This window comes from Exiguobacterium sp. s122 (assembly GCF_018618475.1).
In the GTDB taxonomy this organism is placed as follows: Bacteria; Bacillota; Bacilli; order Exiguobacteriales; family Exiguobacteriaceae; genus Exiguobacterium; species Exiguobacterium himgiriensis.
Genome location: NZ_JACSMD010000001.1, coordinates 1 through 23779, shown reverse-complemented (window position 1 = coordinate 23779; position 23779 = coordinate 1). Strand labels below are relative to the sequence as shown.

Here is a 23779-nt window from a genome sequence, read left to right as displayed (position 1 = left end):
ATCCCTCCCTTTATTCTGTCTCGAGTGTAGCACATTTCATCTCGAAACAGATTGTGATTCCGTTACAAGACGGGACGCAAGACGGATTCAAACCGAAGCATTCGTTCTCGTACAGATGGCACCACATCCTCCATGGCCATGAACGTTGACCAATCAACGAGCCGGACCGCGACGACCTCGTCTTCTTGTAACACCAGGTCCTTTGGCTGAAGCGGGAGATCGCTTTGATAACGATAGATGTCTAAAAAATAGGTGTCCCGGCGTAATGTCGCGACCGAGTTCAACTGTTCAGGCGCGACCCGTAACCCAATCTCTTCATAGAGTTCACGAACTGCCCCGCCTAAGCTCGTTTCGCCGGCGAGGATGGAGCCGCCCGTCCCTTCCCAAAGGAGTGGGTACGTTTTTTCTGGATGACGTTGCGAGAGCAATACGTCTCCGTTCACGTCAAACGTGAACACTTCAATGACCGTATGGTACGCGCCCGTTGGTAACGGTTCGCCCCGGACATGTGTCTGATGAAGCGGTTGCCGGTCCCCGTCGACTAAATCCCATCGCTCACTCAAAGTCGGACCTCATCGACAACGAATGAAGAAGACCCTTCAATCTCTTCGATGAAATGTGACCCAAACAGCATCGCCGGGGTGAAACTGCCGGGGATGATATGACCCGAATGAACGAGACGCTTGACGACGGCGAGCGCACCGTTCACCGTGAAGGCATACGTGCTCGCCGTCTTGATGCGGACGATCACTTTACGACCTGAGGCGTTCGTCGCTTCTCCCCAGACGTACGTCGATGAGCGTTCCCGTTCCGCCTCATCCGGTCCCGTCACATGTTGATCGACATAGTGAAGCAACTTCCCTTGTACGGCGTCACTACCGAGAAGTGGGCCGAACCATGCCAAGAGACGTGCCCCGTAGGCGTAAGTCGCTGGCACCGGCACCCACGTCGTGATATTTGGGATGCCCGTCGTGTAGAACGCTGTCGAGACGTCGCCCCATGGAATGGCGATGGCCGTCTTCTTCCCGCGACCGAAATCGATGTGACGACGCTTTGCTCCGATCGGGAACGGTGTCAGTTCACCATTTTTCCGTTCGGCACTGCTCGAACCAAGACCACGGATGGCCGTCTTGAGCGTCCCACGTGAGATGCCGGACGATGCCGAGAAGCCAAGGGCGAGGTTCGTCGCATCCGGCAAGAGTTCTTTTAACTTTCGAGCCACGCAGTCCGTCGGGATCACGTCGAATCCGACGCCTGAACATAACAAAATGCCGGCCTCTTGTGCGAGTTTGGCTCGTTTCTTCGAGTGAATGTATTCGAATACCTCGATTTCCCCGGTAATATCGAGGTAATGTGTATGTGACGCAAGACACGCCTCGACCATCGGCTGACTCGTATCGGTGAACGGACCGGCACAATGGAGCACGAGGTCGATATCTTTTAACGTCTCCGTCGCTTTGTCGACAGATAGACTGAAGACGCGTGTCTCACAATCGAGTTCTCGACCGAGCCGCTCGATGTCTTCGGCACGTCGTCCGGCGAGCACGGGTGTCAATCCTTCCTTCACCGCTTGACGGGCAATCAGTTCACCCGTATAACCGTTCGCACCATAAATCATCCATTTCATCGTTGTTCCTCCTTCAACTGTGCAAATATGTCTATTTCTTGTTCCCTATCTTGCCCACTTTCACCCGTATAAACGTTGCAACACATCTTGTATTACACTAATTAAATAGACGATTGTAATAGCCGTCACCGCGACACCCACGGGTAGGATGAGACTCGCGCATGACTGGCTCGTTTTAAATCGATAACCTTTATGTCTCAAGTAGCGGTCGGTCGTCCAATATAACAACGCCGCCCCTACACCAAGCCAGAGCAATGCGAGTCCAAATCCGATATGTAAACCAAACGAGACGAACAGCTCGAACCGCATCGACATCCGACTTGCCACCCAGTCACTGAACACCGACGTCAACACGCCGTAAGTGACGATGATTGGGAAACTGACTACTAAATAGGCGGCCGTTAACATCAATAGCCCGTTTAACGTGTCTATAATTCTTTCACTGCTCGAATCCTGTGCGATGACAATGCAACTCGCCAAGAGGAAAGCATAAACTGGTGCCGTGAATGACGCGGCGATGACTTTTCGAGTCCACATGCCAATCACCTTCTTTCCCTTCCACTCTACATGACTCATGCTAAAAGCGCACAAAAAAACCAGCCTTATGAAAAGGCTGGTCGATCGATCTATTAGTTGTTTGCAGCTTCGATTGCTTCCGCTGCTTTCGCGCGGACCGACTGCATCGCTTCTGTCCATGGGACGAGCTGGTCGAGCATATCGTTCACTGATTGAACTTGAACGTCTTTCGGTGCGAAGTGTGTCCCGTTCTCGAAGTCTGTGAAGAGTGAGAGCGCTGGGTGGACACGAACGTGCGCAACCAATAATTCACTCAAGACGCCGCGTAAGTGTTCTGTCGCACGCGCACCACCGACTGAACCGTATGAGACGATCCCAGCTGCTTTGTTGTGCCATTCGTCGCGTAAGTAGTCGAGGGCGTTTTTAAGGGCACCTGTGATCGAGTGATTGTATTCTTGGACGATGAAGACGAACCCGTCCATCTCTGCGATTTTCTTAGACCATGCTGCAGCACCCGTTGCGTCGCCGCCTGGCTCACCGAGAAGTGGTAAGTTGAAGTCTGCGATATCGATAATTTCATAGTTTGCATCCCCACGTTTGTCTGCGAGTTCTTTCACCCATTCTCCGACTTGCGGGCTGACACGTCCTTCACGAGTAGATCCGAGTACGATTCCAATTTTTAACATAGTAGTTCCTCCTTGTGAGTTGGTTGGTTCTTCTTGTTTACCAAATAAACGATTTAAAAAGCTCATTTCATTCCCTCATATTCTTTCTCAAACGTTTTTGTACTTCTGACCGTATCAATCGGTCGAACCATCGCTTCAATCTGTTCCCGTTTCGGTTCTAAGAACGGCGGGAGTGACAATTTTTCACCGACCGTCTCGTACGGCTCATCGCCCATGAATCCTGGTCCGTCCGTTGCCCATTCGAACAGGATTTGTGGCGCGACCCGAGCGTAAGACGATTCGAAGAAGAAGCGGTCGACATAGCCTGACGTCGGTAACCCGAACTGTTGTAATCGTGCTGTCCATTCATCGAGGACGCTTCGATCATCGACACGGAAAGCAACGTGGTGCACAGTTCCGAACCCTTGGCGCGCGACTGGTGATGTCTCGTCATGAATGACGACGACTTGCGCTCCGTTTCCACCCTCACCTCCTTCAAAGAGATGCGCGTCGCCTTCTTGTCCGATTTCTTCGAACAACATGACTTGCTCCATCACTTGTTTGAAATACGTAAAGTCCGCGATGCGGATAAAGATTGGACCGAGACCTGTAATCGCGTATTCGAGCGGGACCGGTCCGTTCTTCCAAGGTTCACCTGAGGCGACACCAGTGTTGAACTCATCTGAGATGAGTTGGTACGCCTGGTCGTCAAAGTCGACGAACGAGAGGGTTTTTTTACCGAACTGCTCAGTGATACCTTCATGCTTCACCCCGAGGCGATCGAAGCGACGCACCCAATACGTGAGGGCTTTATCTGTCGGGACACGGAACGACGTCTTCGCAATCTCGTTCGTCCCATGCACGCCTTTTGGAATACCTGGGAAATCGAAGAACGTCATATCCGTTCCGGCGCTCCCTTTATCGTCGGCGAAAAATAAGTGATACGTCTGGATGTCGTCTTGATTGACCGTCTTTTTGACGAGACGCATTCCAAGGACGTTCGTAAAGAAGTCATAGTTCTTCTCGGCGCTACTCGTAATCGCCGTCACGTGGTGGATTCCTTTTACATGGTTCATCGTAATCGCTCCTTCAAAATCTTGATTTCGAGATAATTAGTTAAAATTTTTTGACGCTTCGGCGCGTTTGCCGACCGTCTTTAATTGGTGAATCGTTTCATCCAATGTCAGTCCATCAAATAGTTCGTTCATCCGCTGTTCATGAGCCGGAAAAATTCGTTCCATCAGCTCGGTTCCATGCTTCGTGAGCGCGGCATACGTGACGCGACGATCACTCGGACACGCCTTACGCATCAAATAGCCTTTCGTTTCAAGGCGGTCGATGATGTACGTCATACTGCCGCTCGTCAACAACACTTTCTTGCCAATCGTTTGAATCGGCTGATCGCCTTTATGGTACAGCAACTCGAGCACCGAGAATTCGGTCGGGTTCAACCCGTATTCGGCGACTTCGTGTTTGACGACGTCTTGAATCGACTGCGAGGCTCGAAGCAATACCGTGATGGCTTTTAACGCTTGCCGTTCTTCCATGTGTTCCCCTCCTTCAGTGAGAGAAAACAATACTTTAAATTTCATTATCTTTAATTCGAGATAAATATAACACGTGAAATTTATTCGGTCAATCCATTTGTCTCACAAAAAAAGACGAGTTGCCTCGTCTTGTCATTTACGGCGAATAACCGCCATCTCCCGCCCGAAGCGATTGCCTTCGTCGACAAAGCCCAAGCTTGCATACAATCGATGCGCTCCTTTGTTGTCAGGGTGATAGCCGACGACGATCGGTTCCGTTCCAAGCTGTACCATCTCCTCGAGCATGAGTTCGGTCGCTTGGCGTCCAATTCCTTTCCCTTGATGCGCCTGATCGATCATGATGCGATACACCCAGCGCGCGTCTAACTCTTCGAGCACCGTGTTATACATGAGAAAACCGACCATCGCGTCGTCTTCATAAATCGCGTGCGCCCGCAGCGTCGGTTCATACGTCGCCTGTAGCAGGGAAATCGCATTCGGTTCCATGTACGTTTGTTGCGCATCACTCAACGTGAGTTGACAACACGTATACCAGTTTTGTTCCGTGATCGGTTGCAGTGTAATCATTCGGTTCTCCTTAATCATACGTCTCGTTTAGATTACGTGCGTAAAACGCGATGGCGCGACGATAGCGTTTGATGCTGTCATCGGTCTCCGGACTCGCGAGGAGCTCCAGGAGCGCACCGGTCGCTTCCTCGTGACGTCCGAGGTTGTAGCGCGTCATCGCTTGAAACACTTTGAGCGCTGCAATATCTGGGAACTGTTCGATTGCTTTCGTGAACAACGCTTCGGCATCGTCATAACGGCCGAGCGCCCGATACGTGCTGCCGAGCCCAATGTATGTCTCCCGTAGTTCGTCTCCGGCGAGGCCGAGCCGAATCGCTCGTTCATAATGCGGGACGGCTTGTCGCTCTTCCCCGAGCGCGTCGTAGCACCACGCACAGTGCGCGTGCAGGCGAGGATTCTTCTCGTCTTGGCGGAGCAACATGAGGAGCAACTGTTTGGCGCGTTCGAGCTCGCCATTCTCGCGGAGACGAATCGCTTCGTCGAGTCCTTTCTCCTCGACGCGGACCGGTACTTGTAAATCGCTCAAATCATCGAGCCACGTCTGAAGTTCCTCATAAAACCGGCCGACGTGCACCCCGTCGACGAGCGCATGGTGGGCTTGGACGGAGAGTGGGATGATCATCCGGTCTCCCGTTGTCGTAAATTTTCCCCAAGCGATGCGTGGGACGCTATCGTGCTGTTCATCGTTGATGGGATGACTGATACTTGTGAACGACACCCATGGCACACTTGTGATAAACAGCAAGTCATCCGACTCTTCGTCTCCCACGTAGACGTTTTGCTTCGTCTCTTCCATTCGCGTCGCAACGGTCTCCATAAACGCTGGGAATGACTCTTTAAACGAGACGGTACAAAAGTTGAACACATCCTCGTCCATCATGACGGTGAATGACGGATGGACGACGTTATGCTCGACGACGGTCTCTCCGCGCATGCGGTATCGGAACTCCGGAATCGCGTTCGCCGTCTTGACCACACCGTACAAAAACAGCTTGAAAAACGATTGTCCGGTCGTCTTCGCATGCGTATGTAATGTTGTGACGTCGAGCGTTGCCGTCACGTTAAAGTGCGGGGCGGCGAACGCCTTGAAAAACTCGTAGTGCTTCTTTCGTGGCCACGTATCGATGTCAATCTGTCTCATAGTTGATCCCCCTGCAGTTTTCTTTCACTGTATCAAAGGAAGCCGCGTGTTCAAAGCATTTGCTTCAACGTCTCGTAATGCCCTTGTGCAAGGTCAAAGTAGACGAAGTCGCGGCGTTCGATGCGGTCGAGCGTCTGTTCGAAATCACGCCAGCCGCTGACGACGAGTTCCGGTGTCAATTCGCCCGTCAACCTCGCCTCCTCGAATTCATCTTCGTCTTTTCGGACGATGTCCCCGTTCGGGAAGACTAAAATGTCGAGCAACAAGTCGTCCATATAGGGGATTCCGTCCTCATAGCCAATCGCTTGGACGATATCAATGTACCATTGCACGATATGGCCTGCGTCATCAAACATGACCGTCACCCCGAACGGTTCGTTGTCCGGGAAATATTGAAGCCATGCATAACCCGCATCGGCCACGATGAATTCCTCTCCGTTATGTTGTTTATACTGTGGGGCCCGGACTGCATCGATTTGAAATAGGGCGACCGTCCCTGAGAAATGCTCGTCATGAACGTCCATCTGGGCATAGCGGTGTTCAAGAATCCGTTCCCAGTCACGTCGGTTGGCAAATTTTCGTTTTGGCATCATACTCGCTCCTTCATCGCTCGTTTGCTTTAACAGTTCGCCAAAATCCGACAGTTCCCTGTTCAGTCGTACAGATTCCGTTCAGTGAACCAGACGAGGTGGCTTTGTTTTAATCGTTTCCGTTCAACCATTCGGTGAAACGCCTCCGACGAGATAAATCGGTTGCTCGGGTCGATTTCGGCCAAATTCAATAGGATTAGCCGCATGCCGCGCTCCCCTTCCTGCAAGCGGATGTGCACCATCTGCCCGCTATCCTCGATTCGATTCAAGAACATTTCAACCTTGCACTCTTCTTTCAATAGTTGCGTCGTCACGTACGCCACCTGACTAATCAAGGATTCAAAATCATGGTGGAGTGTATAACCAGACGGGCCGTTCAAATCGACTGCGAACGTGAACGTATCAAGCGTCGTCTTCTGAAACACTTTTGCTTGTAGGCGGCCCAGCTTCGCGGTCGCGTACCAATCAATCTCTTTGACCGGTTCTTGCTCGTACGGTTTCGAGCCGAGGAGTTGCAACGGATTGCGAAGCGGGGACGCAAAAAGCGGCCGTTCCCCGAGTGCGAGCCGCTTCGTCCCGACCGGTGGATGTAACACGAGCGACGGCAAGACGGTCCACTGAACGGACGGTTGCACCTCCAACAAGTAAGTGCCAAGACGAAACGGGAGCGTGACGGCGAGCACACATTCTTGAATCGTTGCCGGCCCACGATACGCGGCTTTAACCGTAACGTCAAGTTGATGTGCCCCCCGTTCGAATAGACGCTCGAGTAACGTCGGCAGCCGTTCGTGATCTGGAAACGTCAGACCAGTACTCGCCTTCAAACGAACTCGTACCGGAAGACCGAGTCGCTCCAGTTCTTCACTCCCTTCAAGATGAAGCTTCAGTTGACTCTCATCTTCGACAAACAGTAAGTCTTCCACTTGAGTTAAGCGGACACCGAGCAGTTTTGTAAGTCGTAAACGCGTTCGTTCTAAATACCAGACCATGCTCGCCAAAACGAGCAACGCGTATCCGAGCATGTACACGTATGGCATAAAAATGAGCATCCCGCCACAGGCCACATAAATCAATAAATGTCGCCGTTGTAAGAACGTATGGGTCGACAGCGTCATTATCAACCCTCAACCGGGACAGGTGCCGTCTCTAAAATGTGGTGCACAATCTTCGCTTTTGTCGACTTGATGCCCCCTTCAAGCGTCAGCGTCAAGCGATGGGTCAAGACGTACGGTGCGACGGCCTTTACGTCTTCTGGAATGACGTAGAGGCGGCCGGCCAAATACGCATAGCTTTGACACGCACGAAGTAGCGCAATTGCCCCACGCGGACTGACCCCGACTTCAACGGACGGATGAGACCTCGTGGCGTGGACGAGTCTGAGTATATAGTCGAGCACATCGTCTTGAATCGCCACTTGCCGGACCTCGGCTTGCACTTCTTGCAAGGACGAGAGTGACGCCACCGCCTCGATTCGTTTTCGCGTCTCGGTCATCACTTGAAGCAACAGTTCCCGTTCTTCGGCAGCGTTCGGATACCCGACCGGAATCGAGATGAGAAAGCGATCGAGCTGTGCGTCTGGGAGCGGGAACGTCCCGGCCGACTCAATCGGGTTTTGTGTCGCGATGACGAAGAACGGCTTCGGCATCTCATACGTCTTCCCACCAATCGATACTTGCCGCTCCTCCATCGCCTCGAGCAACGCCGATTGTGTTCGAGGTACAGCTCGGTTAATCTCATCAATCAAGACGAGGTTCGCGAAAATCGGACCTTGTCGATGGTCGAAACGTTGCGTCTGCATGTTGAAGTAATCGGTCCCAATGACGTCCGACGGAAGCAAGTCCGCCGTAAATTGAATCCGGGAGAACGAGCCGTCAAAGCTCCCGGCAATCGCTTTCGCGAGTAGCGTCTTCCCCGTTCCAGGTACGTCTTCGAGTAAGATGTGCCCTTCGGCGAGCAGTGCCGTACAACAAAGTTGAACGACTTCTTCTTTCCCTAAATAAATTTCATTCAATTGGTGGATTACCGCTTCAAGTTTCACTCCAGTTCCCTCCCGTTTCTTCTCACTTATACACATATTACCTGTATATGGTAATATAGACAATAAATAGTCTGACTATTCTGGAAAGGTGGTGGCTTATGAACTGGTCAACCCGCATGTTATCCGTCCTCGTTCTCACAACGTGTCTCGTGATCGGATTCGTTTTTTTGACTCAAACGCTGTTCAGCTGGTTTCAAACGTTCGAGAATCCTGTCGGTCCTCCTTCGATGGAACAACGCAGTCAAGAAGAGTCTCAAGGGAAAAGTGGAATCGAAATAGGGCGTTCTCCTACAGATAAAAAAGGCGAAGGAATCTATGAAAAGGAAGACATGTTGAAATTCACATTCGGTTCCGGCAAAGAAGAGACATCTGGCGGACTCGGCGCGATCTTCGCTCTTTTAGCCCTAGGTATACTCGTCCTTTACAGCGTGCGACGTTTTCGTCAACGTCGACGTAAAATCGGTTTGACTTTACCTACCATCGATGAGATCGCACGGCCTCGTAAGCTCCACGTCGTTGATGCAAGTCTGGTGCCTATGTTAACGAACATCACGTTGCGCGATTGGCTCATCACGTTCAACGCTTCCCTTCCGACTCCCCTCAAGTTGCGTGCGAACGAGACGTTACATGAATGGTTTGAGCGCATCGACTTAACGGATATCGACACGTCGCTCTATCATCTAATTCGCTATGGCGTTCCAACTGAGCAAGAGGTCTCCCTCGAGCAACAAGAGGCGTTTCATCAAGCGTTACTCCGGTACGCCGCCCGACACTCCTGAGCGAGAAAGTATCTAGGTTCTCATCCGCTTTTATCCATGCTACGCTTACGATTAATAGGTAAAATTTGTATCATAAAGGGTGAGAATCATGAAACGTTTAGCACTTGTCGGATTGAGTCTCCTGCTGCTCGCAGGTTGCACGGATCCCATTGAAAAGCCGGTCATTCCTGTAAATTCGAACGAACCCGCACCAGAAGTCATGACCGAATGGACACGGGAAGACTTCAAAGACGTCTTCGATCAGCATGATGTCGCCGAAAAGTTACTGACAGCGCTTGAGACAAATGGGCTCAAACCTTTTCGTGAGACGTTCGAGCGGGTCGTGATCGCCGGTAACGGCATCCACCACACTTATGCCGACGTCTATCCGTTCCAACTCGATGATGGGACATATGCCACGGTGTATGAAGACGAAGACGGATTGATAGCGAACGGGTCGGAGGCAACCGCGCCGCTCTTTTGGCAAGAAACGTCGTTCCTGCAGTTTGTCGAGGAGATTGAGAAACGGAAATATGGAACGAGCGCGCCCCCATCGGACGTCACGTTGACACAAGATGTGTTCCAATCAATCTATAATCGGCATGCCTATACGTCTGCGCTCATCGTCGAGCTCGACGAATGGGGTGTAACGGTCGCCCGCGAGCCGCTCGAAAACGTCATTATCGCTGGAGACGGCTTGACCGAGGTGACCGCGGATTTAATCGTCTTTGAAGTCGAGGATGGTTACGCCATCGTCTATGACCGAGACGGTGAAATCTTCAAAGGACCGGAATCGATCGCTCCGCTGTTTTGGAACGAAACGGATTATGAACACTTGCTTGAGAAGAACAAATGAATTACCGAACGCTTATGATAACGATATGGTATACTCCATATAATAAACGACCACTAGGGGAGCCTTCGGGCTGAGACGGCAAACGCCGGACCCTTTGAACCTGATCTGGCTCATACCAGCGTAGGGAAGTGGCATGGGATTCGTCTGTTCCACGCCACTTTTCCTTTTGGAGAAGTGGCGTTTTCATTTTGAAAGGAGACTGATTTATGCGTATTCAACAACTCACTTGGATGGCCATGCTCGTCGCCATCGCGATTATCGGCTCACTGTTCATCTCGATTCCGACCGGAGTCGCCCGGGCTTTCCCGATCCAACATATGGTGAACGTCATCGCGGCTGTTACCGTCGGCCCGCTCGGTGCCGTCCTCGTCGCCTTTGTGACCGGACTCGTACGGGTCATGACCGGTACCGGCTCCCTACTCGCGTTCCCTGGCGGTATGATTGGTGCACTTCTCGCCGGAATCTTCTATATGAAGACGAACCGCGTCGCCTTCGCCGCAATCGGTGAAGTGATCGGCACAGGGGTCCTCGCCTCGCTCATCGCCGTGCCTTACGCGAAAATCTTGATGGGCTCTGAGTTCGGCGCGTTCTTCTTTTTCCCGGCCTTTCTCGCTTCGAGTGTGACCGGCGCCTTACTCGGCTGGATTGTGCTCGCTCGCGTTAAGCAATTGCGTCCTGCTCTCAAACAATAATTGAGTCATTTGGTCTCTGCCTTTCATCCGAACAAATGGTAAAATAAGGTTATCTCGTTTAGAAGGAGTGACTACCTTGACTCGATTACAATTCGGGATGATTGGAGCGACCGCTCTTGTGATCACCGCCCTTTTATTTACATTGGAGCGCATCGCAGCGTATACGCGTTGGCACGCCTTGGTCGCGACAGGCGTCTGGCCAGAGGAACCGACCGTCATGGATCTGTTGACGCAAAATGGGTTCATTCCGCTCTTTGGCTTCATCGCCATCCTTTGTTTTTTCATGGCCGGGAATTCGGTTAAAGCGACCACAACGAAAACAGGGACGACCGCCTCATGACGGTTGTCCCTGTTTGACGTGATACACCCAAATCGCTTCTCCGTTCCATTCGTCGATCCGACCGCTATCGACAAATCCACCTCGTTGATAAAATCGTTTCGCCGGTTCATTTGTCGGATGTAGGCTGAGGACGATGTCATCCACATCGAATCGGTCCTGAATAAAGATGAGCGTCAACTGTAGAAAACGTGATCCTAGCCCCTTTCCCTGTTCACGCGCGTCTATCATAAAACGGTCAAGCCAAACGTAGCGATCGATGTTATTCTCCGCGCCAATCATGATGAAGCCGACTGGTCGCTCGTCAAGGCAAAGCGCGTAGCACGTCCAGGCGTATTTGACGTCGACTTCCATCTCGCGGAGTGATTCCGCATTCGTTTCGATGAAGCGGGACTGGTCCGTAGCAACCGTTAAGCCGATGACGGCTTCCCGGTTCGTGTCATCAATCGGTTGAATCGTCAACACATCGGTATCCATCCTTTCACCTCCCCGTGTCCTATACGCCCTTTACCCAAGAAAAGTTCCGTTATCTATAGCGATTCGCTAAACTAAAAGAAAGGAGGGATACGATGAAACAAATTCACCATCTCTGTATCCAAACGCCCGACTATGAAGCGTCGAAACAATTTTACGAAGCGCTCGGCTTCGAACTCGTTCAGGAATCGCCTGACTTTCACACACGGGCGTTTAACAGCTGGTTCAAGCTCGGCGATTTTTATATCGAACTCCAGACGGCAAAGCAAGACGAGACGTTAACCGCTTATTCGAAACATGTGGCCGGTCCCGTCCATTTTGCTTTGTACGTAGACGACCTCGAAGCGGAAGTGAGACGGCTCGAAGCGCTCGGGGTGCCGTTCTTACCGAAACAGGGCGGCAACATCTATTTCGTCGTCGACGGCTATCTAAGTAAATTAAAAGCTCCGGAAGGCACCATCATTGAACTTCGGGACACATTTTTAATCAAGTGAGGCTTTCCGCCTCGCTTTTTTTGTACACCTCGATGTTTTTGCCCACTTGAAAACAGGAACACTTAACCAACTTGTTTTTTTGGAGGCGCTTTATGAAATATCTCGATTATTGGACCTACTTGCTTCTCTCGCTCCTGAAGCTTTATTTATTTAGCGTGCTGACGACGAGTGCATTCACATTTCACTTCTTTCTCGTTAACGTCGGTCTGATTCTCATGATGACGAGCTGGGCGCTACTTGTTCGACCAAACGTCCGGCCCTATATCTTGCTGACCTCGCTCTTTTTACACAGTACGCTTCTGATTTCAGATACATGGTATTTTCGTTACTTTGGAAATCTCCTTTCGGTAGCTCTTCTTTCAGACGCCGGACAGATGGGCGACGTTGGCGGGGGATTTTTAACGTTAATTCAAGTGACCGACTTTTTATTCTTCGTCGATCTACTCCTCTTTGGGTGTGTGCTTTTGTATAGGAAGCGTCATCCTGTAAAGGCATCAAACGGAAAACGTGCCGCCGGACTACTTTTCTTGACCGGCCTGCTCGTGTTCGCTGTTCCACTCTATGTGAATTATCCGAAAGACGACCGCGCCCCCATCTCGAACATGCGCGAATATTATCAGTTTGGGTTTTGGGGCTATCATGGTTTGGATGCGTTTCGAGGCATCCGCGACGGAGTCGGGTACGGTGAAGCGTTAACAGAACGCGATCAAGCCATCCTCTCCACGTTATCTTCGGCGGATGTGAACGCCTCCTCTGATACGAACGTGATTGTTATTCAGCTCGAGTCGTTTCAGTCGTCTGTCATCGGCCAAGTCATTAACGGTCAAGAAGTGACACCGAACTTAAATGCACTCCGTGAAGAGATGATGTATTTCCCGAACGTCTATCACCAAACACACGAAGGACGGACGTCAGATGCGGAGTTCACCGTCAATACGTCGCTTTATCCAGTCAAATCGGGGTCTGTCTACACGCAGTACGCGGACCACACGTTTGACGCGTTACCCGAACGGTTAAAAGCGGCCGGCTATGATACGGCCGCGATGCATGCGTTTGATAAAACCTTTTGGAATCGGGACAACTTTTATCAGAACATCGGCTTCAATCATTTCTTCTCGGCAGAGGACTACTCCGACGGCGAGGTAATCGGTATGGCGCTCAACGATCAAGACTTTTTGACAGAGTCCGTTCGTTTCATGGATACGCTCGAGCAACCGTTCTATTCGTTTCTCGTCGCCTTGACGAGCCATACGCCTTATGACATCCCGGACCGCGAGAAACGGCTCGATTTGTCCGGCTATGACGACCCGCTCCTTCAAAACTATTACCACACCGTCCACTATGTCGACACGGCTGTCGGATTGATGGTCGACACGTTGAAAGCAAACGGGATGTGGGATGAGACGCTCATCGTCTTTTATGGCGACCATGACAACGGGTTGACCGCGCCAGGCGACGAGATGGCCGAGAAAGAAGGGGCCATGTCCGTCACCGAGACCTTTACACTCGACCGTGCAGTGCCACTCTACATCAAACCGCCCGGCCTTACGCGTGGCGAGGTGATTCAAACGAGTGGCGGTCAAATCGACTTCGCCCCGACCATCCTCGAGTTGCTCGGGATGACACCGGGTTATATGCTCGGAAGTTCGCTCCTCGACGACGTGCCGAACTTGACCGTGTTCCGAAACGGCTCGTTCCGTTATGAAAATGTGTATTTCGCCCCAGATTTGACGAAACCGTTCGGGGCCGGGGCGTGTTATGCGGTCGATTCCGGTGATCCGCTCCCGTTCGACGCCTGCGAACCTTATATCGATCAAGCCGCCGACCAATTACGCCTATCCGACACCATCATCGAAAAAGACGCGCTGTCTCGTTTCAAACAAACCGAAACACAAGCCGCCCCGAATTAATCGGGACGGCTTCTTTTAATAGACGTTCCGGAGCGTCGCCACATCAATCTTTTTCATCGGCAAGAACGCTTCGGTCACGCGCGCCAGCTGCTCCGGTGTACCGGTCGTCATCATCTCTTCCATCTCCCACGGCACGATTTGCCACGACACACCGTATCGGTCCACGAGCCACCCGCACTGCTCTGCTTCTGGGACGGCAGATAACTTCTCCCAGTAGTCGTCAATCTCGTCTTGCGTCTCACAAAACGCGATGAGCGACTGCATCTCGTTGAATGCGAATTGATGATTCGCCGAACTGTCCATGGCGACGAACTCACGCCCAGACAAGACGAAACGAGCGTAGTTGAGCTTTCCTTCTAGTTCCGGTCCATCTGCTACCGCGTAACGGATCAGCTGATCTTCCAGCACATATGAATCCGGAAAAACGGAGACCCAGTCATTCAACGCCGCTTCGGCTTGCCCGAACACCTCATTGACGAACAAGAAACACGGGGTCACCGTCTGGATGTCCATGCCGCCGCTATGCATGATTTGCCACGACACACCGTATTTGTCTTTCAGCCAGCCGTAACGCTCGCTAAAGTCATACGTATCGAGCGGCATGAGGACGTCCGCACCGTCCGCGAGTTTATGCCAAAGTGTCTCGACCTCTTCTGTCGTCGGGAACGTGACCATATAAGAGATGGACGGGTTCCGGTCTTTTAGTGGGCCGGCTCCGAGCAATTGAAAGAACTGTCCTGCGAGCGACAGCGTGACAATCGTCGTCTCTCCGGCCGGTGTATCGGTGAGCGTCGTCGTATAGTCGACAAACGAATCCGGAAAGATCGACACGTACCATTCGGCAATCTGTTCCACATCGCCGTCAAACCAAATACACGGGATAATCGATTGGTTAATCATGATTTATTCTCCTTTCAGACCTCACGCAGGCGATACACGTCTCGGACCGCAAGCAACGTCTCAGCCGCTGTTCGATAGGCTTGATAGTGGGGGGAGTTAATGTGATGGTCGAGCGCCGCCTCGTCTTCATACTTCTCATAAAACACAAACGTCCCCGGCTCGTCGATTGATTCGTGAAGCACGTACGTGAGGCACCCCTCCTCTTGTCTCGACGGCGGAATGACCGCATCGAGCGCTTGCCTTAGCTCCCCCTCTTTCCCTGGATGTGCCTTCAAGATTGCGGTGATGGTGATGGCCATGTCTCGTTCCTCCTCGTTATCAAAATTTCCTTCATCGTATACCACGTTCCCGAATCGGGTTGACTGTATACGCAAAAACGGACACCTCCGAATAGAGATGTCCGCTCGCCTTAGTTGTCTTTCTTTTTCTGTTTGAATGGCCACCACACCCCGTCACCGAATGAAACGGTGATGGCCGGGATGAGTAACGGCAACACGATCAATCCGTAGAGCAACAGCCCGGTGATGACGATTGTCGCGATTTGAACGAGACTGAGCACGCCCGACGGAATCATCGCCCCGAACGTACCCGCGAGGATGACGGCGGCGGTCATGATGACTGTCCCCATCTTCGTCATCGAGTGGACGAGTGCGTCACGTACTGTCATGCCATTCAACGATTCTTCGCGGAACCGGTCGAGGAGGAAAATCGAATAGTCGATGCCAAGTGCGATCAACATGACGAATCCGAAGAACGGAACGGCCCAACTGATTCCGTCATAGCCAAGTCCTTCGACGAAGATGAGCTCTGTGATGGCCGCTGACGTGTAGTACGTCAATAACAGAGACCCTATCATATAAAGCGGCATGATCATGGAACGGAACAGCATCGCCATGACGACAAAGAGTGTCACGAGCATGATCACGACTGTGCGATTGAAGTCGTTCGTCGATGTCGTGTTTAAGTCACTGTTGATGCTTGAAATGCCGGCATAGCCAATCGTAGCCGCTTCAAACGGGGTATCCGTTACGACACGGTCCATGGTCGCTTTCACCGTTTCGACCGTATCGATTGCTTCTGGTGAGTACGGATCCATGTCGAGTACGACTTCGAGTTGCGTCGCGGTCCCATCATCGAACACGTAACGGTCGATGGCCGGTGCGAACGTATCGGACGTCAATGTCCCTTCCGGTAAATAGACGCCTGTGTCACGTAAACTATCCGCCTCACTAAGTGCCGATAAGAAAGACACGGCCTCGCCTAATCCCGCTTCAATTTGGGACAAGCCAGCGTTGGCTTCACCGACTCCGGTGGCGAGCTGAGACAGGCCGACCCCAAGTTCTCCAACTTGCGCACCTTGTGCCGTTAAGGCCGAGGCAGCTTCATTGATCCCAGCCTCGATTTGTCCGAGTCCGACGGAGACTTGGCCGAGACCGGCTACCGTCGCTGGAATGTTTTGTGTGACCGTCAAGCCTTGTCCGATGAGACCAAGCTGGGCGTTCAATTGACCCAGCCCTGCCGCTGCTTCCGCAAGTGGCGCCCCCGCGTTCGAGGCTCCAGCTGGCAGCTGAGCGACAACGGCGTCAAGACCGGTTTGTACTTGCGCGAGGCCATCTTGGACGTCACCGAGGCCTGTCTCCGCTTCCGCCAGCCCTTCACTTACTTGTTCAAGCTGAGTATCGACGTAGAAGTCATCGATGACGTCACCGGTCGGACGTGTCACCGAACGGACGCCGCTCACCCCATCGATTTTTTCAAGTTCACTCGAGAACTTCTCGATATACGGAATCTCCGCTTCAGAGAGCGCGCCATCTTGTTTCAAAATGACTTGAACCGGGAGTGACTCGCCTTTCCCGAACCCTTCTGAAATTAAATTGAGCCCTTTGACCGAGTCATAGTCATCTCCAATCTCATCGACTGTATTGAATGACCGAGCGTCATCGTACGTGAACAAGACAGGCACGGTAATTGCGGCGACGACGAGAATCGAGATGAACGGACGGTTGACCGATAGCCGACTAAAGGTGGCCCAAAGACGACTGTCGTGATGTTCGCCCGCTTTCTTCGATGGCCAAAACAAGCGATGTTTGAGCGTTGCCATAAAGAACGGGACGACGGTGAACAAAATAAGAAGTAAGACCGCAATCCCGACGGCGACCGCGACGGCCGATTTAAAGATCGGGAAATCGGCAAAACCGATCGAGGCGAAACCGACGAACACGGCGAGCCCGCTAATGAGAACCGTTCGACCGGCCGTCTTATACGTGTTGACGATCGCGTCTTCGATCGTGTGACCGGCGCCGAGTTCTTCCTTATATCGACTGAGAAGCAAAATACAATAGTCTGTCCCGATCCCGAATAGAATCGCCACGAGGAAAATCTGCGTGTAGTTCGAGACGGGGAAGCCGAACCAATCGACGAAGAAGGCGACGAACGATTGGCTGAGAAGATACGTAAAACCGACCGCGATAAGCGGGATGAACGGTGTCACAATCGACCGGAAGACGAGGAGGAGCAAGCTGAAAATCAAGACGACGGTGATGATTTCCGTTTTCTTCAAGCCTTCCTGTGCACTCAAGTTTACATCGTTATTGATAATCTCTTCTCCAGTGATGTACACCGTCTCGTCATCTGTTAAGACGTTCGTTCGTACATCATCTGCGAAGGCGTTGATGGCCTCCATCGAACCTTCGACCGTGATTGGGACGAGCACGATGCGCGCATCTTCTGAAACGAGCTGCGCTTCGGTCTCTTCATTCTCGAACGGGTCGAGGACGTCCTTGACGACATCGTCGCGCGTTTCGATTTCACGGATGACCCGGGAAATATCAGCCCGTTCGGCCTCCCCAAGCGAGTCAAACTCGTAGACGAGTGAAATCGTTTTGTCACTCTTCCCGGCAGCGGTCAAGATGTCTTGGGCCCGTTGCGAGTCCATGTCTTCAGCGAGTTGGAAGCTTCCGGCCTCTTCGGCCTGCTTTGTTAAGTTAGGTGCCGCAATAAACAAGCCGGCTGTTAAGACGATGAGACCGATCAAGATCCCCCACCGCCATTGAATGATTTTACGCAATGCTTATTCCTCCCCAATCCGAAGCAGCTGTTTGATTTTCCGGAACGTCCGGACGAACTGTTCGATTTCTGCCTCGTCAATCTTTCCGTCGAGTAACGATTCGACGTAACGGTACACAGCCGCATCCGCCTCTTCGACGATGCGTTGTCCGGCCTCGGTCAATTCAATCAAACGCTCGCGTTGGTCTTGACCGCGTCGGCTGACGACAAGGTTTTTGTCGACGAGTTTTTTTAAGCGGTTCGAGACTGCGCTTTTATGCACCCCTTGTTTTTGCGCCAGCTGTCCGGCTTGAATCGGCCCAAATTGTTCGAGCAACTTCAACAATTGCAACTGCTCGCGTGAATATTCGCGCCAGACGTCACCTTCCATCGCATCGATGACATGTTCAGCACCTTGAAACATGACTTCTTCAAATAATTGAACGGCTTCCCGCATCAATTCTTTCATCGTTGGTTTACCCCCTAAACTAGATAAATATAGTTTATGTCCTAAACCAATAAGAGTCAATAAAAACGACCGATGTTATCATCGGTCGAGTGGATAGACATATGTATAGAACGTAAGAAGTTGTCCTGCCCATTCCATCTGTCGTGCCTCGCCGTCACGTCTAAAGCCGGCACGCACTAATACGCGCTGAGACGCCACATTGTCGCTTGTCGTCTCCGCTCTCAATCGATTGAAGCCAGGTAACTCGAACGTCAACAATTGTTGCAGGGCCGCCGTGGCATACCCGCGTCCGCCATACTCCGCTCCGACCCGGTACCCGACCTCGCCGGTGTCGGCATCGGTGTGATGGACGTTCAGACGCCCAACGATTGTGTGATCACACCACATCAAATAATAGCATCCGTCCCCGTCCGCCTGCTCGCTCAATAGTTGTTGCAACGCCTGATGGAATGATTCCGGCTCATAGTAGGCGTCGCCACGGCTCGGGACCGAGCGTTCGAAATGTGTGCGATTCGCGCACTCGAACGCATACAGCAACGCCTCATCTTGAAGACGTAACGCCTTTACGCTTACCCGATCCATGTGACGAGTGCCTCGCTCTCGTCTGCCGCTTGTTTGAAGACGCGCTTCAGCTCATCGAACTGTTCAAGCAAGTACTGTTTTTCTTCTACACCCCACTCGTTTTCGAACGGGTACAGCTGATGTGCATTCATCGTCGTGACATCGTAGCGCGCTTCAAGCGACTCGACTTCAATGTATTGAAGCCGACTCGACAAGTCCGCCACTTCCGATGGTGTCAAATAAGCGATACCTGTCTCCTCGTCGAGGACGTCGCCGCCAAACACGACTTTCCCGAGCGAGTGCCGATCAATCTCGTCCAAATCCGTTTCCCCGGTCAATAAAAAGTAAAGTCCGTGCCACGCCTTATCGATATCGGTTTGCCGTGCCTCGTCCTCCAAAAATTCTTCGAAGTCGTCCGGTTCTTGAAGCAAGGCTGTCAACTCTTCAGCCGATAGTCGCATATATGCGCCAACCATTCCCATCATCGATTCCCCTCTCCATTTCGTATGACTGACTATTCGGCATGGGCAAGAAAAAAACCTTCCGAAGAAGGTTTAATCGTTCATGGCGGTAGCGACACGAAGACCTGAGACGTACGCACTTTCGAAGCGCGTCCGACCTGAAGCGTCGTCTGCTTCGAGGAAGACGTCCCCAGCTAAATAGATGGGATGCCGCTCAAGTTGATAGAACGGCTCGTACCATACGTCGGTTGCCTGGGCATAACGCCATCGCTTTAACTGTCTCGATTGAATCCGAGTTGCTTTCGTCCCAGTCTGCAACAGGCGTTCGATTTCTTGAAGCGTCTCTTCTTCTTCACGGTCATACCATGCTGCACTCCAGGCTTCGTCCATATAGACGCTCACGAGTTCCGTCGCAGAGATTCCTTTTTGACGGTTGTTGATGATTTTTAATATACCCGGCGGCAAATCCGTATCGACAATCCCGTCCACACCGATCACGGTTTCCCTTTCGAACTCGAACAAGCCGACAAACGTCGGGGCATAGGTCAAGCCGCGTAGTGCCGGATTGACGGAAAACGCTTCGAGTAAGTCAAGCGTCTGCGGGAGCGGTGACGTGATGAGAAGACGGTCGTACGGTCGTGTCGTTACATCCGTCCGTACAATGACCGCCTCGTCCATCATCGTAACTGCTTCGGCTCGCTCGTTTAAATGGACGGTCAAGCCTTGAGCCAATCGTTTGGCCAAAGCGTTCATCCCGCCCTCGGCGACGTAGCGTGGATACGGGTCCGCATACCAGACACGGACCCAGCCCCGCTCGAGCCAGTCGTTGACTTCTCGATTAAGCGCCTCGCCCCGAACCGTGAAATAGACGGCTCCGTGATCGGCTTTCCCGTCCCCGATACGCCGTGTGGCCAAGCGTCCCCCGACGCTTCGACTTTTTTCAATCAGTTCGACCGTATGACCGTGACGGACAAGTTCCTGTGCCGCCACAATCGCGCTCAGCCCTGCACCGATTATTCCAATCCTCATCGACATCCCCCTCTTTCACGAAGATTGTATCATGCGAGCGACAGCTTCGTCGGTCTCGGGTATGCTTTAGGCCGAGCGGTTCCACGTCATGTTGTCCTGTTGACGCGCTTCTTCATAGAATACGGCAAGACGGCTCGTCAGGAGCGGACGAATGAGCGCCGTCGTAATCAAAAACGACCAGGAAGCTAAAACCGGTAAATCCAACCACATATAAAGGGTCAATCCACTTAGGAAGACGGGGACGACCGGTAAGATTAATTTGAACGCATCCCATTTGCGGCCGTCCATGAGACGCCGCGAAGTCGTGATGGCTTCAAGCGCGGATAAATGCGGATTGTCGCGTAAGACGAAATACGTAAACGCATAGGAAAAATATTTTACGATTCCCGGAATGACGAGAAGGAGCGTCCATCCGCTTTGAAACACCGCGATCAAAAGACCAGCGGCCACATGTCGTCCATACTGTCGTCGAAACGGTAACAGCACATCTTTGAAGTGAAACGATTGTTGCCGTACGAGGGCGAGGATGCCCCATTGATAGCCAATCAGCAACGGATAGACGGCGAAGACATAGATTACGGTGAAGATATTGAACCAAATCCACATCGAAGACGTCGGCATTCCATAGTACCAAGGGTCAATCATCATTCCGAGCTCAATGATCATGGCGCACAAAAACGACCAAAGAATCAGACGTCCCACTTTTCCACTCAGCGCCTCATGGGCACGTTCAATCAAACCATTCATCATCTACATTCCCCTCTCTATCGTTCTTTACGAAAATCGAAGGCAATGTGTTTCACTGAAACGAAAAAGCAGAGCGTTTCCTCTGCTTCAGTCTTTCCGGTATTCTAAAATATCGCCCGGCTGACAGTCGAGCGCCTCACAAATTGCTTCAAGTGTCGAGAAGCGGATCGCTTTTGCTTTTCCCGTCTTTAAAATCGACAAGTTTGCCATCGTGATGCCCACTCGTTCAGACAGCTCGGTCACACTCATCTTTCGTTTCGCCAACATCACATCTAGATTTACGATAATCGCCATCTGCTCACCTCACACCGTCAACTCGTTTTCGTGTTTTATATCGATGGCCCGCTTCAACAGTTTCTGTAACAGCTCGGCGAACACGGCGACGACGAAGGCAGCAAAGACAAACGCGAGACCGATGAGGATGAAACCGGGCGCGTCATCCCGCTCGGCGAACCAATAGAAGAACGGCAAGATCGCCACATAGACGACCGTAATCATGACAGCACTATACTTGATATGACGAAGTGCTCGGACCGCCTCGAGTGAAAACGCCTCGTTTCGATCAATGTACCCGAGCAGTTTGAACGTCTGATACAAGGCATAGAAAAACGGTACGGCCGCCACATACATTCCAATCACAATCGGCTGGATCGAGCTTTGAATCCATCCCCCGCTCTCTGTCGCTTCTCGCCAGATGTGCGGTAACGCCAGCGCACAACCACCGAGGATTGGAAGTGCTAAAACGATGACAGCGACCTTTAAAAACCACGTCTCTCGTTTCATCTTGTCGACACCCCCACTTCGTTTGATGTCTTTATCGTAAGGTATTTTTTATTGATTATCAATAAAAATATATTGTAATTCATAAAAAAAGACCTTCTTTCGAAGGTCATTCTTTCGCTTCTAACTCGTCTTCTGTCACCCATTTATGATTCGTCACTTCTTCCCCATCTTGGAGCATGAAGTTAACCATATAGACGGTCGTCTCTTCACTCGATTCGATTGTCGCGGTCGCACCGTCCATGCCGTCCATATGATCGGCTTGAAGGGTCACTTCTGTCCCATCCGCGAGCGGCGCGGGTTCGGTCGTATCGAGTTCTTCATGAATCACCCATTTGTGATTCTCGACCGGCTCGCCCCCATCGGTCGGGGTGTACGTGACCGCATACGCTGTCGTATCATAGGCGCCGACAATTTTTGCTTCCGCACCTTCCATCTCGAGCATATGGTCCGCGGTCATGATAACTGTCGAATCAATCGGGTACGTCGGGTTCGACGCTTCTTGTAGACCGGCCGGCACTTCACCGGAACCAGAGTGATCCATCGTACCGTGGGCTTCGTCTTGTTCGGCGTTGTGTTCCTCGGTCACATCGATCGCTTGGTCTTCCTCCGTCGTCTCCCCACAAGCAGCAAGTGACGTCGCGAGCAACAGCGTACCAACTAACATCCATTTCGTTTGTTTCATCCAATCGCTCCTTTGTTGTCTTTATAAGACTGTACCCCACACGTAACAGAATCAGACGTTTCTTGAAACGATTCCACAAAAAAGACCAAGATCTCGAAAGATCTTGGTCCAATGATTTATTCAACCGTTACCGATTTCGCCAAGTTACGTGGCTTATCGACGTCACAGTCACGCGCAAGTGCCGCGTAGTACGAGATAAGTTGAAGCGGTAATACCGTTACGAGCGGTGTAAGGAGTGGTTCAACACGTGGTAAGACAAATGAATCGCTCTCGTGTTCCATGCCTTCCATCGAAATCGTGCACGCAATCGCACCACGCGCGACAACTTCCTTGATGTTTCCACGGATGTTGAGGTGTGTGTTCGGTTGCGAGACGAGAGTGATGACTGGTGTCCCGTCTTCAATCAAGGCGATTGGTCCGTGCTTGAGCTCGCCACCTGGGTAGCCTTCTGCTTGGATATACGAAATCTCTTTCAGTTTAAGTGCACCTTCAAGACCAACGTATGAATCCATGCCACGACCGAGGAAGAATGCGTTGCGTGATTCTTTCAAGAACTTGTCTGCAAGCTCTTCAAAGATTTCTTTTTGCGACATGACCGAGTCCATGATCGTTGCAATACGTGCAAGTTCTGGCATGAGGTCAAACGGCAACTTTTTCCCGTTCGCGCGCGCGATGTCGTACGCGAGAATCGCGAGGACAGCGATTTGGGCCGTGTACGCCTTCGTCGATGCTACCGCGATCTCCGGTCCCGCGTGGAGGAGCATCGTCTCGTTCGCCTCACGTGAGAGCGTCGAGCCTTGAACGTTCGTCATCGTGAGCGCCTTGTAGCCACGCTTCTTCACTTCGACGAGGACGGCGCGGCTATCGGCCGTCTCCCCAGACTGTGACAA

The 23779-nt window shown here is 51.9% G+C and carries 30 protein-coding genes and 1 riboswitch; of the genes, 6 read left to right on the top strand and 24 right to left on the bottom strand.

Translation table 11 applies throughout. The annotated features are described in order from the left end of the window. Positions 1-62 precede the first annotated feature (62 nt). The 11 genes from KNP92_RS00150 to KNP92_RS00100 all read right to left on the bottom strand — a co-directional run bounded on the left by KNP92_RS00150 (position 63) and on the right by KNP92_RS00100 (position 8691). Complete coding sequence (locus KNP92_RS00150; protein ID WP_214835289.1) at positions 63-563, bottom strand: NUDIX hydrolase; 501 nt, start codon at positions 561-563, stop codon at positions 63-65. Further along, positions 560-1627, bottom strand: coding sequence for a saccharopine dehydrogenase family protein (locus KNP92_RS00145; protein WP_214835287.1), 1068 nt, complete (start codon positions 1625-1627; stop codon positions 560-562). The genes KNP92_RS00150 and KNP92_RS00145 overlap by 4 nt, the downstream gene beginning before the upstream one ends. A gap of 60 nt (positions 1628-1687) precedes the next feature. Continuing rightward, on the bottom strand, positions 1688-2164 hold the full coding sequence (locus KNP92_RS00140; protein ID WP_214835285.1) for a hypothetical protein: 477 nt from the start codon (positions 2162-2164) through the stop codon (positions 1688-1690). 92 nt (positions 2165-2256) lie between these two features. Next, positions 2257-2895: an NADPH-dependent FMN reductase gene (locus KNP92_RS00135; RefSeq protein ID WP_214835283.1), complete on the bottom strand. Its 639-nt coding sequence runs from the start codon at positions 2893-2895 to the stop codon at positions 2257-2259. Next, entirely contained in the window at positions 2892-3884 is a 993-nt protein-coding gene (locus KNP92_RS00130; RefSeq protein WP_214835281.1) for a ring-cleaving dioxygenase, read from the bottom strand. Before KNP92_RS00130 ends, KNP92_RS00135 begins: the two co-directional genes overlap by 4 nt. Positions 3885-3920: 36 nt before the next feature. Then, positions 3921-4355, bottom strand: a complete 435-nt coding sequence (locus KNP92_RS00125) for a MarR family winged helix-turn-helix transcriptional regulator (RefSeq protein WP_214835280.1) — start codon at positions 4353-4355, stop codon at positions 3921-3923. A gap of 132 nt (positions 4356-4487) precedes the next feature. Then, positions 4488-4922 carry a GNAT family N-acetyltransferase gene (locus tag KNP92_RS00120; protein ID WP_214835278.1) on the bottom strand — a complete coding sequence of 145 codons (435 nt, stop codon included), beginning with the start codon at positions 4920-4922 and terminating at the stop codon, positions 4488-4490. Positions 4923-4932: 10 nt separating this feature from the next. Continuing rightward, positions 4933-6063, bottom strand: coding sequence for a tetratricopeptide repeat protein (locus KNP92_RS00115; RefSeq protein WP_214835276.1), 1131 nt, complete (start codon positions 6061-6063; stop codon positions 4933-4935). A gap of 50 nt (positions 6064-6113) precedes the next feature. Next, positions 6114-6653 (bottom strand): ribonuclease FAU-1 family protein, encoded by a 540-nt coding sequence (locus tag KNP92_RS00110; protein ID WP_034808101.1) that lies wholly within the window; start codon positions 6651-6653, stop codon positions 6114-6116. Between the two features lie 62 nt (positions 6654-6715). After that, positions 6716-7768, bottom strand: a complete 1053-nt coding sequence (locus KNP92_RS00105; RefSeq protein ID WP_214835273.1) for a DUF58 domain-containing protein — start codon at positions 7766-7768, stop codon at positions 6716-6718. A gap of 2 nt (positions 7769-7770) precedes the next feature. Further along, positions 7771-8691, bottom strand: a complete 921-nt coding sequence (locus tag KNP92_RS00100) for an AAA family ATPase (protein WP_214835271.1) — start codon at positions 8689-8691, stop codon at positions 7771-7773. Between the two features lie 98 nt (positions 8692-8789). Here KNP92_RS00100 and KNP92_RS00095 point away from each other — a divergent pair, with 98 nt between their 5' ends. From KNP92_RS00095 to KNP92_RS00080, 4 genes are all read left to right on the top strand, one after another. After that, positions 8790-9470, top strand: coding sequence for a hypothetical protein (locus KNP92_RS00095; RefSeq protein WP_214835268.1), 681 nt, complete (start codon positions 8790-8792; stop codon positions 9468-9470). Between the two features lie 88 nt (positions 9471-9558). Continuing rightward, positions 9559-10305: a hypothetical protein gene (locus KNP92_RS00090; RefSeq protein WP_214835266.1), complete on the top strand. Its 747-nt coding sequence runs from the start codon at positions 9559-9561 to the stop codon at positions 10303-10305. A gap of 45 nt (positions 10306-10350) precedes the next feature. Beyond that, positions 10351-10449, top strand: a riboswitch (TPP riboswitch). A gap of 62 nt (positions 10450-10511) precedes the next feature. After that, positions 10512-10997, top strand: a complete 486-nt coding sequence (gene thiW, locus KNP92_RS00085) for an energy coupling factor transporter S component ThiW (RefSeq protein ID WP_214835265.1) — start codon at positions 10512-10514, stop codon at positions 10995-10997. 76 nt (positions 10998-11073) lie between these two features. Continuing rightward, the gene (locus KNP92_RS00080; RefSeq protein ID WP_214835256.1) at positions 11074-11337 is read left to right on the top strand and encodes a hypothetical protein; all 264 of its coding nucleotides are present in this window, start codon (positions 11074-11076) and stop codon (positions 11335-11337) included. Here the strand turns inward: KNP92_RS00080 and KNP92_RS00075 are convergent. After that, the gene (locus KNP92_RS00075) at positions 11332-11811 is read right to left on the bottom strand and encodes a GNAT family N-acetyltransferase (protein WP_214835254.1); all 480 of its coding nucleotides are present in this window, start codon (positions 11809-11811) and stop codon (positions 11332-11334) included. The two genes, KNP92_RS00080 and KNP92_RS00075, sit on opposite strands and share 6 nt — an antisense overlap. Before the next feature lie 92 nt (positions 11812-11903). Between KNP92_RS00075 and KNP92_RS00070 the strand changes: the two genes are divergently transcribed. Then, a complete protein-coding gene (locus KNP92_RS00070; protein ID WP_214835253.1) occupies positions 11904-12302 on the top strand; it encodes a VOC family protein in 399 nt (132 codons plus the stop codon). Positions 12303-12394: 92 nt separating this feature from the next. Continuing rightward, complete coding sequence (locus KNP92_RS00065) at positions 12395-14212, top strand: LTA synthase family protein (protein ID WP_214835251.1); 1818 nt, start codon at positions 12395-12397, stop codon at positions 14210-14212. Between the two features lie 15 nt (positions 14213-14227). Here KNP92_RS00065 and KNP92_RS00060 read toward each other — a convergent pair whose 3' ends face one another. The 12 genes from KNP92_RS00060 to KNP92_RS00005 form a co-directional block, all read right to left on the bottom strand. Next, the gene (locus KNP92_RS00060; RefSeq protein WP_214835249.1) at positions 14228-15112 is read right to left on the bottom strand and encodes a VOC family protein; all 885 of its coding nucleotides are present in this window, start codon (positions 15110-15112) and stop codon (positions 14228-14230) included. A gap of 14 nt (positions 15113-15126) precedes the next feature. Beyond that, positions 15127-15411, bottom strand: coding sequence for a putative quinol monooxygenase (locus tag KNP92_RS00055; RefSeq protein ID WP_214835247.1), 285 nt, complete (start codon positions 15409-15411; stop codon positions 15127-15129). Between the two features lie 110 nt (positions 15412-15521). Next, positions 15522-18179 (bottom strand): MMPL family transporter, encoded by a 2658-nt coding sequence (locus KNP92_RS00050; protein ID WP_214835245.1) that lies wholly within the window; start codon positions 18177-18179, stop codon positions 15522-15524. Between the two features lie 3 nt (positions 18180-18182). Further along, positions 18183-18626, bottom strand: a complete 444-nt coding sequence (locus KNP92_RS00045) for a MarR family winged helix-turn-helix transcriptional regulator (RefSeq protein WP_214835243.1) — start codon at positions 18624-18626, stop codon at positions 18183-18185. A 78-nt stretch (positions 18627-18704) separates the two neighbouring features. Continuing rightward, positions 18705-19208 (bottom strand): GNAT family N-acetyltransferase, encoded by a 504-nt coding sequence (locus tag KNP92_RS00040; protein WP_214835241.1) that lies wholly within the window; start codon positions 19206-19208, stop codon positions 18705-18707. Further along, entirely contained in the window at positions 19196-19672 is a 477-nt protein-coding gene (locus tag KNP92_RS00035; protein WP_214835239.1) for a YfbM family protein, read from the bottom strand. Before KNP92_RS00035 ends, KNP92_RS00040 begins: the two co-directional genes overlap by 13 nt. A 69-nt stretch (positions 19673-19741) precedes the next feature. After that, complete coding sequence (locus KNP92_RS00030) at positions 19742-20677, bottom strand: NAD(P)/FAD-dependent oxidoreductase (protein WP_251136340.1); 936 nt, start codon at positions 20675-20677, stop codon at positions 19742-19744. A 66-nt stretch (positions 20678-20743) separates the two neighbouring features. Next, positions 20744-21424, bottom strand: a complete 681-nt coding sequence (locus KNP92_RS00025; protein WP_251136339.1) for a DUF975 family protein — start codon at positions 21422-21424, stop codon at positions 20744-20746. Positions 21425-21511: 87 nt separating this feature from the next. Next, a complete protein-coding gene (locus KNP92_RS00020; RefSeq protein WP_214835228.1) occupies positions 21512-21718 on the bottom strand; it encodes a helix-turn-helix domain-containing protein in 207 nt (68 codons plus the stop codon). Positions 21719-21727: 9 nt separating this feature from the next. Beyond that, positions 21728-22207 (bottom strand): DUF2975 domain-containing protein, encoded by a 480-nt coding sequence (locus KNP92_RS00015; RefSeq protein WP_214835226.1) that lies wholly within the window; start codon positions 22205-22207, stop codon positions 21728-21730. Between the two features lie 106 nt (positions 22208-22313). Continuing rightward, positions 22314-22889, bottom strand: a complete 576-nt coding sequence (locus KNP92_RS00010; protein WP_214835223.1) for a YdhK family protein — start codon at positions 22887-22889, stop codon at positions 22314-22316. Positions 22890-23005: 116 nt separating this feature from the next. Next, on the bottom strand, positions 23006-23779 hold a 774-nt coding region (locus KNP92_RS00005; protein ID WP_214835221.1), incomplete at its 5' end, for an SIS domain-containing protein.